At 54.4% G+C, this 12,894-nt stretch carries 16 protein-coding genes; 13 read left to right on the top strand and 3 right to left on the bottom strand.

All coding sequences use genetic code 11. From position 1 onward, the window contains the following. The 4 genes from BFF42_RS27485 to BFF42_RS01930 form a co-directional block, all read left to right on the top strand. Positions 1-87, top strand: an 87-nt coding sequence (locus BFF42_RS27485; RefSeq protein ID WP_032292931.1) for a hypothetical protein, incomplete at its 5' end; no start/stop codon positions are given. A 170-nt stretch (positions 88-257) separates the two neighbouring features. After that, a complete protein-coding gene (locus tag BFF42_RS01920; protein WP_000703959.1) occupies positions 258-605 on the top strand; it encodes a YidH family protein in 348 nt (115 codons plus the stop codon). Further along, complete coding sequence (locus BFF42_RS01925; protein WP_001113432.1) at positions 595-957, top strand: DUF202 domain-containing protein; 363 nt, start codon at positions 595-597, stop codon at positions 955-957. The genes BFF42_RS01920 and BFF42_RS01925 overlap by 11 nt, the downstream gene beginning before the upstream one ends. Further along, on the top strand, positions 954-1,451 hold the full coding sequence (locus BFF42_RS01930) for a radical SAM protein (RefSeq protein ID WP_000148057.1): 498 nt from the start codon (positions 954-956) through the stop codon (positions 1,449-1,451). Before BFF42_RS01925 ends, BFF42_RS01930 begins: the two co-directional genes overlap by 4 nt. Positions 1,452-1,458: 7 nt before the next feature. On the opposite strand, the gene emrD is transcribed toward BFF42_RS01930, so the two are convergent. Next, positions 1,459-2,643 (bottom strand): multidrug efflux MFS transporter EmrD, encoded by a 1,185-nt coding sequence (gene emrD / locus BFF42_RS01935; RefSeq protein ID WP_039060439.1) that lies wholly within the window; start codon positions 2,641-2,643, stop codon positions 1,459-1,461. A gap of 81 nt (positions 2,644-2,724) precedes the next feature. Between emrD and ysdE the strand changes: the two genes are divergently transcribed. Beyond that, positions 2,725-2,799 carry a protein YsdE gene (gene ysdE / locus BFF42_RS27170; RefSeq protein WP_211180519.1) on the top strand — a complete coding sequence of 25 codons (75 nt, stop codon included), beginning with the start codon at positions 2,725-2,727 and terminating at the stop codon, positions 2,797-2,799. A 262-nt stretch (positions 2,800-3,061) separates the two neighbouring features. Here the strand turns inward: ysdE and tisB are convergent, their stop codons facing one another. Further along, positions 3,062-3,151 carry a type I toxin-antitoxin system toxin TisB gene (tisB, locus tag BFF42_RS01940; protein WP_000060506.1) on the bottom strand — a complete coding sequence of 30 codons (90 nt, stop codon included), beginning with the start codon at positions 3,149-3,151 and terminating at the stop codon, positions 3,062-3,064. 564 nt (positions 3,152-3,715) lie between these two features. Between tisB and ivbL the strand changes: the two genes are divergently transcribed. From ivbL to uhpT, 7 genes are all read left to right on the top strand, one after another. Continuing rightward, the gene (gene ivbL, locus BFF42_RS01945) at positions 3,716-3,814 is read left to right on the top strand and encodes an ilvB operon leader peptide IvbL (protein WP_001315912.1); all 99 of its coding nucleotides are present in this window, start codon (positions 3,716-3,718) and stop codon (positions 3,812-3,814) included. Positions 3,815-3,919: 105 nt separating this feature from the next. Then, positions 3,920-5,608: an acetolactate synthase large subunit gene (ilvB, locus tag BFF42_RS01950; protein ID WP_000168480.1), complete on the top strand. Its 1,689-nt coding sequence runs from the start codon at positions 3,920-3,922 to the stop codon at positions 5,606-5,608. 3 nt (positions 5,609-5,611) lie between these two features. Continuing rightward, entirely contained in the window at positions 5,612-5,902 is a 291-nt protein-coding gene (gene ilvN, locus BFF42_RS01955; RefSeq protein WP_001181714.1) for an acetolactate synthase small subunit, read from the top strand. Between the two features lie 73 nt (positions 5,903-5,975). After that, positions 5,976-6,566 carry a response regulator transcription factor UhpA gene (gene uhpA / locus BFF42_RS01960; protein ID WP_000633668.1) on the top strand — a complete coding sequence of 197 codons (591 nt, stop codon included), beginning with the start codon at positions 5,976-5,978 and terminating at the stop codon, positions 6,564-6,566. Then, entirely contained in the window at positions 6,566-8,068 is a 1,503-nt protein-coding gene (uhpB, locus tag BFF42_RS01965; RefSeq protein ID WP_001295243.1) for a signal transduction histidine-protein kinase/phosphatase UhpB, read from the top strand. Before uhpA ends, uhpB begins: the two co-directional genes overlap by 1 nt. A gap of 9 nt (positions 8,069-8,077) precedes the next feature. Beyond that, positions 8,078-9,397 carry an MFS transporter family glucose-6-phosphate receptor UhpC gene (uhpC, locus tag BFF42_RS01970; protein WP_039060443.1) on the top strand — a complete coding sequence of 440 codons (1,320 nt, stop codon included), beginning with the start codon at positions 8,078-8,080 and terminating at the stop codon, positions 9,395-9,397. Between the two features lie 137 nt (positions 9,398-9,534). Then, positions 9,535-10,926: a hexose-6-phosphate:phosphate antiporter gene (gene uhpT, locus BFF42_RS01975; protein ID WP_000879210.1), complete on the top strand. Its 1,392-nt coding sequence runs from the start codon at positions 9,535-9,537 to the stop codon at positions 10,924-10,926. A gap of 44 nt (positions 10,927-10,970) precedes the next feature. Here the strand turns inward: uhpT and adeD are convergent, their stop codons facing one another. Continuing rightward, on the bottom strand, positions 10,971-12,680 hold the full coding sequence (gene adeD, locus BFF42_RS01980) for an adenine deaminase (RefSeq protein WP_039060444.1): 1,710 nt from the start codon (positions 12,678-12,680) through the stop codon (positions 10,971-10,973). A 49-nt stretch (positions 12,681-12,729) separates the two neighbouring features. Between adeD and BFF42_RS01985 the strand changes: the two genes are divergently transcribed. After that, the coding region (locus BFF42_RS01985; protein ID WP_000179192.1) for an IS1 family transposase at positions 12,730-12,894 on the top strand (165 nt) is incomplete at its 3' end.

The following is a 12,894-nucleotide window of genomic DNA, read 5'->3' on the forward strand; positions in this document are numbered from 1 at the left end:
CACGCCGTTCTTGCCTGTGGAGAGATGGTGCAGTCAGGCCGCCCGTTGAAGCAGGAACCCACCGAAATGATTCAGGCGACAGCCTGAACGTAGCAGGGATCCTCGTCCTTCAGGGCGTGGAGGATGTCAATTTGCGCTATGATACCCATCTGACCTCCTTGTAGCGGATGGCAAAAGCATATCAGGAAACGGGCGGACGAAATTCTTAAAAAAAACCGCTAAAGATAGAGCGTTAGTGAAATTGCAAAGGAGCAACAATGAAAATTTCCCGCCTTGGAGAAGCGCCCGATTACCGCTTCTCGCTGGCTAATGAGCGTACTTTTCTGGCGTGGATCCGTACCGCACTAGGATTTCTGGCGGCGGGGGTTGGGCTTGATCAACTTGCGCCAGATTTCGCCACGCCCGTCATTCGTGAACTGCTGGCGTTGTTGTTGTGTCTGTTTTCCGGCGGGTTAGCAATGTATGGCTACCTGCGCTGGTTACGCAATGAAAAAGCGATGCGTCTGAAAGAGGACCTGCCCTACACCAACAGCTTATTAATCATTAGCTTAATATTGATGGTCGTGGCGGTGATCGTTATGGGACTGGTGTTGTATGCCGGATAGCCGCAAAGCCAGACGCATTGCCGACCCAGGACTGCAGCCGGAGCGCACATCACTGGCGTGGTTTCGTACCATGCTGGGCTACGGCGCGTTGATGGCGTTGGCTATCAAACACAACTGGCACCAGGCGGGCATGTTATTCTGGATTTCGATTGGCATTCTCGCCATCGTGGCGCTGATCCTCTGGCACTACACCCGTAATCGCAATTTAATGGATGTCACGAATAGCGATTTTTCCCAATTTCACGTAGTCCGTGACAAATTTTTGATCTCCCTCGCGGTGTTATCTCTCGCAATACTGTTTGCTGTAACGCATATACATCAACTTATCGTATTTATTGAGAGAGTCGCATGACAGGAAGTCAGGTCATTGATGCTGAAGAGGACAGGCATAAACTGGTTGTAGAGTACAAGGATGCTCTGCAACCTGCCGATTTTTATCACAATTTCAAACAGCGGGGCATCCGCTCCGTACAGCTCATTCCCTATCTTGAATTTGATGACCGGGGCGATCTGACGGCCGCTTCGGTGACAGCAGAGCTGTGGGGGAAATTTTTAATTGCCCTGTTCGAGTGTTGGGTGCGGGCAGATATCAGTCGTATCTCGATTGAGCTTTTTGACGCCACCTTACAAAAATGGTGTGGCGGCGAAAACCCGCAACCGCGCCGTGACTGCCAGGCGTGCGACTGGCATCGCCTGTGCCCGCACGCTCGGCAGGAGACGCCAGACAGCGTGCTTTGTGCGGGCTATCAGGCGTTTTATTCTTACTCCGCACCGCATATGCGGGTGATGCGTGATCTGATAAAGCAGCATCGTTCTCCCATGGAGCTGATGACGATGCTGCGGTGACGTGCGCTTAAACGGGCTGCCCCTGATGCGACATCCGCGTCGCCAGCGGCAGCCAGCACAGCACGATCAACCATCCCATTAAGGTCATCAATAACCCCAGGCTACCCTGACCGGTTTGCGGCAACATCGCAGAGAGCGACGCCAGCATGCCGGAACCAATGTTTTGCAGACCGCCGACCAGCGCGCCAGCCGTGCCCGCCAGGAAGGGGAACGGCTCCATCGCGCCGCTGGTCGCCAGCGGAAACAGCATCCCGGCACCGAAAAAGAACAGCGCGGCGGGAACGAGCAGCGTCCAGACATTCATCATGCCAAACCAGTCGGGGATCCACATCAGCAAGCCAGCCAGCAGGCAGCAGATAACCGACTGCCACATTAACGTGGAGAAGCGTTTATTGGGACGTCCGGCAAACCATGCGCCAAAAAACGCTGCCGGAATCGGCAGAATAAACAAAATACTGACCGTCATACTGCTCAGCCCTAACACCGCGCCCATCAGCACGCCGGAGCAGGCTTCAAAGGCGGCAATCCCGGCCAGACCGCCAATCAGCATCAGCAAATAACAGTTAAAACCGCTGTTACCGAAAAGCGTTTTATAACTGGTAAGCAGGCGCGTGCGCGGTGCATCGACCGGACGCGTTTCCGGCATCCAGCGGGCCATACTGAAGGTCACACCAACACAAAGAACCAACAAAAAGAGATAACAGGCGCGCCAGTTCCACATCGTATCCAGCAGACCGCCGATTAGCGGTGCGAGCAACGGACTGACGAGAATCCCCATGTTTAACAGGCTGTTAGCATGGCGCAACTGTGTCCGTTCATATAAATCTCGCGGCAAAGTACGCGCCATTACGCCGCCAACGCCGGTGCCCATCCCCTGCATCGCGCTGGCGGCAATCAATACCGTCAAACTGGAGGTCGTGACCGCGACCAGCGTTGCCAGCATAAAAATGGACATTCCGACGAGGATCACCGGTCGGCGACCCACACGGTCGGAAATCGGGCCATAAAACAGCTGTGAGACACCGTAAGTCAGCAGATAAGCGCCCATTACGCTCTGCACCGCCCCTTCACGGACGTTGAGATCGCGCGCCATATCGGCAATAGCTGGAATATAAATGGTTTGCGCCATCTGACCGACGGCCACGAGTAATACCAACATCAATAACAAATTGACGTTTCTTTGCCTTTTCATTATCACGGATGCTTTTATAAAAATAATTAGAATAAGTCACTACGCATTCCCATAAATGCGGGAGAGGAATCTATCACATTGATGAATGTTAGCCAGATATACGCCAGGAATGGGGAATTGTTTAGCGGCAGAATATGTAAACAAAAGCGGCAATAAATGTTGCCGGGAGGGATTACGTGCGAACTGTAACCCTCTCCCCAAAGGGGCGAGGGGGAAACCACCGTTCCCTTTCAGAAAATGAGCTAAACATTGCACGGGACGGTCCCCTCGCCCCTTTGGGGAGAGGGCTAGGGTGAGGGGCACAGGCAGCGCAGGTGCAAACATTCTGCTGGTAGAAGAAGCCCCCAACTCCAACCCGCACGCTAAATATAAAAGGGGAGCGGTTACCCGCTCCCCTTTGGTGCGACTTGAATCTGAATTACTTCAGGTATTTCAGAACAGCATCAAGCAGTTGCAGTGCTGCAACAATGAGTTTGAGGATAAGAATGGCGATATCCACCAGGCTCATACGCGTCTCCTGTGGTTCAGGAGCACTGCCAGCTGACGTACCTTTCCGCTGCCTGTTGCCAGCTGTTGTGCACGCGGTATCTCAAGGAGAAACGTTGTGCTTGTTGACATAACACAGTGTGCTCACGCGGGGTTAAGGCGCTGACGGCACCACCCGTTTCAGCCAGGACTTAGTGCGCCGGGTAACGATGCGGCCCCCGTATAATACATTGCGTACAGTGATATTATAGAAGTTTACTGTATAAATAAACAGTAATATTTGGACAAAACGCAAACTGTGATCGATACTCAACTATGCCCTAAATACGTCAAAATTCGTGCCGAAATTGCGCGTTCTGTGCGGAACACGTATACTTTCAGTGTTGACATAATACAGTGTGCTTTGCGGTTACCAGCTGCAGGCGGCTGATGAAACCTCGCTCCGGCGGGGTTTTTTGTTACCTGCAATTCAGTACAAAACGTGATCAGCCCCTCAATTTTCCCTTGCTGAAAAATTTTCCATTGTCTCCCCTGTAAAGCTGTGCTTGTATAAATATTGTTAAACACAAAACCAACAAGGTCCCCAATGACTACTTCCATGTTCAACGCAAAACTACTACCAACTGCGCTATCCGCCGCAGTGGTCGTCGTGCGTGTGGTGGTGGTCGTCGGCAATGCGCCGTAGGGACTGGAACAACACACGATTCCAAAACCCCGCCGGCGCAAACCGGGCGGGGTTTTTCGTTTAAGCACCTCCCGGAAAGTCGGCCCAGAAGAAAAGGACTGGAGCATGGCAAGTTCGGGCACAACATCGACGCGTAAGCGCTTTACCGGCGCAGAATTTATCGTTCATTTCCTGGAACAGCAGGGCATTAAGATTGTGACGGGCATTCCAGGCGGTTCTATCCTGCCTGTTTACGATGCCTTAAGCCAAAGCACGCAAATCCGCCATATTCTGGCCCGTCATGAACAGGGCGCGGGATTTATCGCTCAGGGGATGGCGCGCACCGACGGTAAACCGGCGGTCTGTATGGCCTGTAGCGGACCGGGTGCGACTAACCTGGTGACCGCCATTGCCGATGCGCGGCTGGACTCCATCCCGCTGATTTGCATCACCGGTCAGGTTCCCGCCTCGATGATCGGCACCGACGCCTTCCAGGAAGTGGACACCTACGGCATCTCTATCCCCATCACCAAACACAACTATCTGGTCAGACATATCGAAGAACTCCCGCAGGTCATGAGCGATGCCTTCCGCATTGCGCAATCAGGCCGCCCAGGCCCGGTGTGGATAGACATTCCTAAGGATGTGCAAACGGCAGTTTTTGAGATTGAAACACAGCCCGCTATGGCAGAAAAAGCCGCCGCCCCCGCCTTTAGCGAAGAAAGCATTCGTGACGCAGCGGCGATGATTAACGCTGCCAAACGCCCGGTGCTTTATCTGGGCGGCGGTGTGATCAATGCGCCCGCACGGGTGCGTGAACTGGCGGAGAAAGCGCAACTGCCTACCACCATGACTTTAATGGCGCTGGGCATGTTGCCAAAAGCGCATCCGTTGTCGCTGGGTATGCTGGGGATGCACGGTGTGCGCAGCACCAACTATATTTTGCAGGAGGCGGATTTGTTGATAGTGCTCGGTGCGCGTTTTGATGACCGGGCGATTGGCAAAACCGAGCAGTTCTGTCCGAATGCCAAAATTATTCATGTCGATATCGATCGCGCAGAGCTGGGTAAAATCAAGCAGCCGCATGTGGCGATTCAGGCGGATGTTGATGACGTGCTGGCGCAATTGATCCCGCAGGTGGAAGCGCAACCGCGTGCAGAGTGGCACCAGTTGGTAGCGGATTTGCAGCGCGAATTCCCGTGTCCAATCCCGAAAGCGTGCGATCCATTAAGCCATTACGGCCTGATCAACGCCGTTGCCGCCTGTGTCGATGACAATGCGATTATCACCACCGATGTGGGTCAGCATCAGATGTGGACCGCGCAAGCTTATCCGCTCAATCGCCCACGCCAGTGGCTGACCTCCGGTGGGCTGGGCACGATGGGTTTTGGCCTGCCTGCGGCGATTGGCGCGGCGCTGGCGAACCCGGATCGCAAAGTGTTGTGTTTCTCCGGCGACGGCAGCCTGATGATGAATATTCAGGAGATGGCGACCGCCAGTGAAAATCAGCTGGATGTCAAAATCATTCTGATGAACAACGAAGCGCTGGGGCTGGTGCATCAGCAACAGAGTCTGTTCTACGAGCAAGGCGTTTTTGCCGCCACCTATCCGGGCAAAATCAACTTTATGCAGATTGCCGCCGGATTCGGCCTCGAAACCTGTGATTTGAATAACGAAGCCGATCCGCAGGCTGCATTGCAGGAAATCATCAATCGCCCTGGCCCGGCGCTGATCCATGTGCGCATTGATGCCGAAGAAAAAGTTTACCCGATGGTGCCGCCAGGTGCGGCGAATACTGAAATGGTGGGGGAATAAGCCATGCAAAACACAACTCATAACAACGTAATTCTGGAGCTCACCGTTCGCAACCATCCGGGCGTAATGACGCACGTTTGTGGCCTTTTTTCCCGCCGCGCTTTTAACGTTGAAGGCATTCTTTGTCTGCCGATTCAGGACAGCGACAAAAGCCATATCTGGCTACTGGTCAATGACGACCAGCGTCTGGAGCAGATGATAAGCCAAATCGATAAGCTGGAAGATGTCGTGAAAGTGCAGCGTAATCAGTCCGATCCGACGATGTTTAACAAGATCGCGGTGTTTTTTCAGTAACCGCTCAAGGCTTGAACAACATCGCGCTTATCGTTAAGGTAAGCGCGTTTTTTTTACCCGCCAGGACAAGACCATGATCACCGTTGCCCTTATAGACGATCACCTCATCGTCCGCTCCGGCTTTGCGCAGCTGCTGGGGCTGGAACCTGATTTGCAGGTAGTTGCCGAGTTTGGTTCGGGGCGCGAGGCGCTGGCGGGGCTGCCGGGGCGCGGTGTGCAGGTGTGTATTTGCGATATCTCCATGCCCGATATCTCCGGTCTGGAGCTGCTAAGCCAGCTGCCGAAAGGTATGGCGACGATTATGCTCTCCGTTCACGACAGTCCTGCGCTGGTTGAGCAGGCGCTTAACGCGGGGGCACGCGGCTTTCTTTCCAAACGCTGTAGCCCGGATGAACTCATTGCTGCGGTGCATACGGTTGCCACGGGCGGCTGTTATCTGACGCCGGATATTGCCATTAAACTGGCATCCGGTCGTCAGGACCCGCTAACCAAACGTGAACGCCAGGTGGCGGAAAAACTGGCGCAAGGAATGGCGGTGAAAGAGATTGCCGCCGAACTGGGCTTGTCACCGAAAACGGTACACGTCCATCGCGCCAATCTGATGGAAAAACTGGGCGTCAGTAACGACGTAGAGCTGGCGCGCCGCATGTTTGATGGCTGGTGATGAAGACGTTGTTCTCCCGCTTAATTACCGTTATTGCCTGCTTTTTTATCTTCTCTGCCGCATGGTTTTGCCTGTGGAGTATCAGCCTGCATCTGGTTGAGCGCCCTGATATGGCGGTGCTGTTATTTCCGTTTGGTCTGCGTCTGGGGCTAATGCTGCAATGCCCGCGCGGATACTGGCCGGTGCTGCTGGGCGCGGAGTGGCTGCTGATTTACTGGCTAACGCAGGCGGTCGGTTTAACCCATTTTCCGTTATTGATGATCGGTAGTTTACTGACGTTACTGCCCGTAGCGCTGATCTCGCGCTATCGCCATCAGCGTGACTGGCGCACCTTGCTGTTACAGGGGGCGGCGTTAACGGCGGCGGCGTTGTTGCAGTCGCTGCCCTGGCTTTGGCACGGCAAAGAGTCGTGGAATGCGCTGTTGCTGACTTTAACTGGCGGCCTGACGCTGGCCCCGATATGTCTGGTGTTCTGGCACTATCTCGCCAATAACACCTGGCTGCCGCTCGGCCCGTCACTGGTTTCTCAGCCAATCAACTGGCGCGGGCGACATCTGGTCTGGTACTTGCTGCTGTTTGTTATCAGTCTCTGGCTCCAGTTGGGATTGCCGGACGAACTGTCGCGCTTTACGCCATTCTGTCTGGCGCTGCCGATTATCGCGCTGGCCTGGCACTATGGTTGGCAAGGGGCGCTGATTGCGACGTTGATGAACGCCATCGCGCTGATCGCCAGTCAAACCTGGCGCGATCATCCGGTGGATTTATTGCTCTCGCTGCTGGTGCAAAGTCTGACAGGGTTGTTGCTTGGCGCTGGCATCCAGCGGTTGCGTGAACTTAACCAGTCGCTGCAAAAGGAACTGGCGCGCAATCAGCATCTGGCTGAACGGTTGCTGGAAACCGAAGAGAGCGTGCGCCGTGATGTGGCGCGTGAGCTGCATGATGATATCGGTCAGACCATCACTGCTATTCGTACTCAGGCGGGCATTGTTCAGCGGCTGGCGGCAGATAACGCCAGCGTGAAGCAGAGCGGGCAGCTCATCGAACAACTATCGCTGGGCGTTTACGACGCGGTGCGCCGTTTGTTGGGTCGGTTACGTCCGCGCCAGTTGGATGATCTCACCCTGGAGCAGGCCATCCGCTCACTGATGCGGGAAATGGAGCTGGAAGGGCGCGGTATTGTCAGCCATCTCGAATGGCGAATCGATGAATCAGCGTTAAGCGAAAACCAGCGCGTGACGCTGTTTCGTGTCTGCCAGGAAGGGCTGAACAACATTGTGAAACATGCTGATGCCAGCGCGGTCACCCTGCAAGGCTGGCAGCAGGATGAACGGTTGATGCTGGTTATTGAAGACGATGGCAGCGGTTTGCCGCCGGGTTCCGGGCAACAAGGTTTTGGCCTCACCGGAATGCGCGAGCGCGTAACGGCGCTGGGTGGCACATTACACATTTCCTGTCTGCACGGCACGCGTGTCAGCGTTTCTCTACCTCAACGCTATGTCTAAGGTTTGATGATGTTGCCGTTTCTGAAAGCGCCTGCCGATGCGCCATTAATGACTGATAAATATGAAATTGATGCCCGCTATCGCTACTGGCGTCGGCATATTCTGCTGACCATCTGGCTGGGTTACGCGCTGTTTTACTTCACGCGGAAAAGTTTTAACGCCGCCGTACCAGAAATCCTTGCTAACGGCGTGCTCAGCCGTAGCGATATCGGCCTGTTAGCGACCCTGTTTTACATTACCTATGGCGTGTCGAAGTTTGTCTCCGGCATTGTCAGCGATCGCTCAAATGCCCGTTATTTTATGGGGATAGGGCTTATCGCCACGGGCATTATCAACATTCTGTTTGGCTTCTCGACGTCGCTATTGGCGTTTGCCGTACTCTGGGTGCTGAACGCCTTTTTCCAGGGCTGGGGTTCACCGGTGTGTGCGCGTCTGTTAACGGCCTGGTATTCACGTACCGAGCGCGGTGGTTGGTGGGCATTATGGAACACGGCGCATAACGTCGGCGGCGCACTCATTCCCATTGTGATGGCAGCGGTTGCACTACATTACGGCTGGCGTGCCGGGATGATGATTGCTGGTTGTATGGCGATCGTCGTGGGAATTTTTCTCTGCTGGCGGCTGCGCGATCGCCCGCAGGCGTTAGGTTTACCGGCGGTCGGTGAATGGCGACACGACGCGCTGGAGATAGCTCAACAACAAGAAGGGGCAGGGCAGACGCGTAAAGAGATCCTCACCAAATATGTGTTGCTGAATCCGTATATCTGGCTGCTTTCGTTTTGCTATGTGCTGGTCTATGTGGTCCGGGCGGCGATCAACGACTGGGGCAATTTGTATATGTCCGAGACGCTGGGCGTCGATCTGGTCACGGCGAATACGGCAGTGACGATGTTTGAACTGGGTGGATTTATCGGTGCGCTGGTAGCGGGTTGGGGCTCGGACAAATTGTTTAACGGCAACCGAGGGCCGATGAATTTGATTTTCGCCGCCGGAATTTTGCTTTCAGTCGGCTCCCTGTGGCTGATGCCATTTGCCAGCTACGTGATGCAGGCAACCTGCTTCTTCACCATTGGTTTTTTTGTCTTTGGCCCACAGATGTTAATCGGTATGGCGGCGGCAGAGTGTTCCCACAAAGAGGCGGCAGGGGCGGCGACGGGGTTTGTCGGCTTGTTTGCTTATCTGGGGGCGTCGCTTGCTGGTTGGCCGCTGGCGAAAGTACTCGATACCTGGCACTGGAGCGGATTTTTTGTGGTTATCTCTATCGCCGCCGGGATTTCCGCACTGCTGTTACTGCCCTTTTTGAACGCCCAGACACCGCGCGAAGCGTGATGCATCTCACCTTTTCACTTCATATCCGGCAAAACTAAGAAATTTTCCAGGTTTTGCCTGGACGCTATCTCAGGCCTGATTTGCTGCTGATTTTTACAATGCATGCCTCACGCAGGTATTCATTTCAGGAGTAACCCATGCTGGCTTTCCTAAACCAGGTTCGCAAGCCGACCCTGGACCTTCCGCTCGAAGTGCGGCGCAAAATGTGGTTCAAACCGTTCATGCAATCCTACCTGGTGGTCTTTATCGGCTACCTGACGATGTACCTGATTCGCAAGAACTTTAACATCGCGCAGAACGATATGATTTCGACCTACGGGTTGAGCATGACGCAGCTGGGGATGATCGGCCTGGGTTTCTCCATCACTTATGGCGTGGGTAAAACGTTGGTTTCATACTACGCCGACGGCAAAAACACCAAACAATTCCTGCCGTTCATGCTGATCCTGTCTGCCATTTGTATGCTGGGCTTCAGTGCCAGTATGGGCAGCGGCTCGGTTAGCCTGTTCCTGATGATTGCCTTCTACTCCTTAAGCGGCTTTTTCCAGAGTACCGGCGGTTCGTGCAGTTACTCCACCATCACCAAATGGACGCCGCGTCGTAAACGCGGGACATTCCTCGGTTTCTGGAATATTTCTCACAACCTTGGCGGTGCAGGCGCAGCAGGTGTGGCGCTGTTCGGGGCAAATTACCTGTTCGATGGCCATGTCATCGGCATGTTTATCTTCCCGTCGATTATCGCGCTGATTGTCGGTTTTATCGGCCTGCGTTACGGCAGCGACTCCCCAGAATCTTATGGCCTCGGCAAAGCTGAAGAACTGTTCGGCGAGGAGATCAGCGAAGAGGACAAAGAGACAGAATCTACCGATATGACCAAGTGGCAGATCTTTGTTGAGTATGTGCTGAAAAACAAAGTGATCTGGCTGCTGTGCTTCGCCAACATTTTCCTCTATGTGGTACGTATTGGTATCGACCAGTGGTCAACCGTATACGCGTTCCAGGAACTGAAACTCTCTAAAGCGGTGGCGATTCAGGGCTTTACGCTGTTTGAAGCTGGTGCGCTGGTCGGTACGCTGCTGTGGGGCTGGCTCTCTGACCTGGCGAACGGTCGCCGTGGCCTGGTGGCCTGCATCGCGCTGGCGCTGATTATCGCCACGCTCGGTGTGTATCAACATGCCAGCAACGAATATATCTATCTGGCTTCTCTCTTTGCGTTGGGTTTCCTGGTCTTTGGCCCGCAATTGTTGATTGGTGTGGCTGCTGTTGGCTTTGTACCTAAAAAAGCGATTGGCGCTGCCGATGGTATTAAAGGCACCTTTGCTTACCTGATTGGTGACAGCTTTGCCAAGTTAGGTCTGGGAATGATTGCCGATGGGACGCCGGTATTCGGCCTTACCGGCTGGGCAGGCACCTTCGCCGCACTTGATATCGCCGCGATTGGTTGTATCTGCCTGATGGCGATAGTGGCGGTGATGGAAGAACGCAAAATCCGCCGCGAGAAAAAAATTCAGCAGTTGACAGTGGCATAAACGTAACTGGTGACTTTTGCCCGGCATGACGCCGGGCTTTTTTATTATTCCGTGACTTCCAGCGTAGTGAAGGCAAACTTCTCGCCATCAAATAGCCCCTGACTGGTTAGTTTTAGCGCGGGGATCACTGGCAGAGAAAGAAACGCCATCTGAATAAACGGCTCATCGGGTAACGGACCGCATTCACGGGCGGCGGCTTTCAAGGCGTCAATTTGTTCCGCCAGCGACTGCGCCGTGTCGGTGCTCATCAGGCCGGCAATGGGCAACGGCAGATGACTTTGGACCTGGCCGTTACGTACCACGCACAGCCCGCCGCCATCCTGAATCACCTGATAGACCGCCAGCGCCATCTCTTCGGCACTGCGACCGATCACCACAATATTATGGCTGTCATGGCTGACCGTCGCAGCCAGCGCACCTTCATTCAGTCCAAAGCCGCCAAGCAAACCACAAGCCGGAGCCAGCCGTTGCCCGTAACGCTCAAGTACGGCAATAAAGCACACATCATCGCGATCAAAACCATTTTCGCTGTAGACGCTGGAGTGGGAGTGCGTAATCAATTCGTTATGGATGACGTCAATGACCCGATAGCGTTTTCCGGGCGTAAATTGCAGGGCAAAGTCGCTGGCGGAAACTGGCTGGCGGGCAATGGTGTTGCCATATGGCGGAGCGGATTGTGCCAGTCTCGCCGACTCTTCCGCCTGTAAGGTTTGCGCATCAATCGGCTCGCCTTTCACCAGTACCTGCTGCACCGTGACCTTACGCGCATCGCTCAACAGGACGATATCGGCCTGCTTGCCGGGTGCCAGTAAGCCGAGGTGATTCAGACCAAAGTGGCGCGCCGTCGACCAGCTGGCGACGCGATATGCCACATGCAGCGGCACATTGTGTTGTTCGATCAGGCGGCGAATTAAGGCATCGATGTGTCCTTCATGGGCGATCTCCCACGGGTTACGGTCATCGGTACAGAGCATGCATTGCGGGCTGTTAAATTCGTTGATCAACGGTGCCAGCGCGTTGAGATTGCGGGCAGCGGACCCTTCGCGGATCATCAACGACATGCCGAGTTGTAATTTCCGGCGTCCTTCTTCCAGCTGATAACTTTCGTGGCAGTTTTCAATACCCGCAGTAATATAGGCGTTAAGTTCTTTACCACCCAAACCCGGGCAGTGACCGTCCAGCGTCAGGTGGCGAAATGCATCCAGTTTATCGAGCAGCGCATTCTGCCCGCTAATTACGCCAGGGTAGTCCATCATTTCTGCAAGGCCGGTAACCTGCGGATGGTCCCGCCAGGCGAGCATCTGTTCAAGGGTAAAACTGGCACCGTTAACATCGCAGCCTTCCAGGGCGGGTACGCAAGAGCTGACCTGTAAGTACTGGTTTTGCCTTGCCTGTTCGGCACAGCGGGCAAACCAGGCGAATCCGGCTTCTCCCATCACGTTGACGATTTCATGAGGGTCGCAAATAACGGTCGTCAGGCCGCGCGGCAGGGTAGCGGTTTCAAAGGTGACCGGCGTCATCATGCTGGATTCAATATGCAGGTGAGCATCAATAAACCCTGGCACCGCCGTTGCGCCGCGAGCATCAATCCGCTGCAAAGCCGGAGCATCAGCGTATTCTGCGCCAACACCGGCAATGTAACGTCCTTTAATCACAATTGGGCCGGAAATTTCTCCGCCATTGATCAGGTCGAGAATAGAGACATTATCAATAATATAATCGGCAACAGCGTCGCCACGGGAAACGGCGGTGATGCTGCCAACTTACTGATTTAGTGTATGATGGTGTTTTTGAGGTGCTCCAGTGGCTTCTGTTTCTATCAGCTGTCCCTCCTGTTCAGCTACTGACGGGGTGGTGCGTAACGGCAAAAGCACTGCCGGACATCAGCGCTATCTCTGCTCTCACTGCCGTAAAACATGGCAACTGCAGTTCACTTACACCGCTTCTCAACCCGGTACGCACCAGAAA

It is taken from the genome of Shigella sp. FC1661 (assembly GCF_001712525.1).
GTDB lineage: Bacteria > Pseudomonadota > Gammaproteobacteria > Enterobacterales > Enterobacteriaceae > Escherichia > Escherichia coli.

Excerpts from the sequence above, each read along its gene's own strand:
- tisB (WP_000060506.1), bottom strand. The coding sequence starts at position 3,151 with ATGAGCCTGGTGGATATCGCCATTCTTATCCTCAAACTCATTGTTGCA.
- uhpT (WP_000879210.1), top strand. The coding sequence starts at position 9,535 with ATGCTGGCTTTCCTAAACCAGGTTCGCAAGCCGACCCTGGACCTTCCG.
- ivbL (WP_001315912.1), top strand. The coding sequence starts at position 3,716 with ATGACTACTTCCATGTTCAACGCAAAACTACTACCAACTGCGCTATCC.
- ilvN (WP_001181714.1), top strand. The coding sequence starts at position 5,612 with ATGCAAAACACAACTCATAACAACGTAATTCTGGAGCTCACCGTTCGC.
- ilvB (WP_000168480.1), top strand. The coding sequence starts at position 3,920 with ATGGCAAGTTCGGGCACAACATCGACGCGTAAGCGCTTTACCGGCGCA.
- emrD (WP_039060439.1), bottom strand. The coding sequence starts at position 2,643 with ATGAAAAGGCAAAGAAACGTCAATTTGTTATTGATGTTGGTATTACTC.
- BFF42_RS01920 (WP_000703959.1), top strand. The coding sequence starts at position 258 with ATGAAAATTTCCCGCCTTGGAGAAGCGCCCGATTACCGCTTCTCGCTG.
- BFF42_RS01930 (WP_000148057.1), top strand. The coding sequence starts at position 954 with ATGACAGGAAGTCAGGTCATTGATGCTGAAGAGGACAGGCATAAACTG.
- BFF42_RS01925 (WP_001113432.1), top strand. The coding sequence starts at position 595 with ATGCCGGATAGCCGCAAAGCCAGACGCATTGCCGACCCAGGACTGCAG.
- uhpB (WP_001295243.1), top strand. The coding sequence starts at position 6,566 with ATGAAGACGTTGTTCTCCCGCTTAATTACCGTTATTGCCTGCTTTTTT.
- uhpA (WP_000633668.1), top strand. The coding sequence starts at position 5,976 with ATGATCACCGTTGCCCTTATAGACGATCACCTCATCGTCCGCTCCGGC.
- uhpC (WP_039060443.1), top strand. The coding sequence starts at position 8,078 with ATGTTGCCGTTTCTGAAAGCGCCTGCCGATGCGCCATTAATGACTGAT.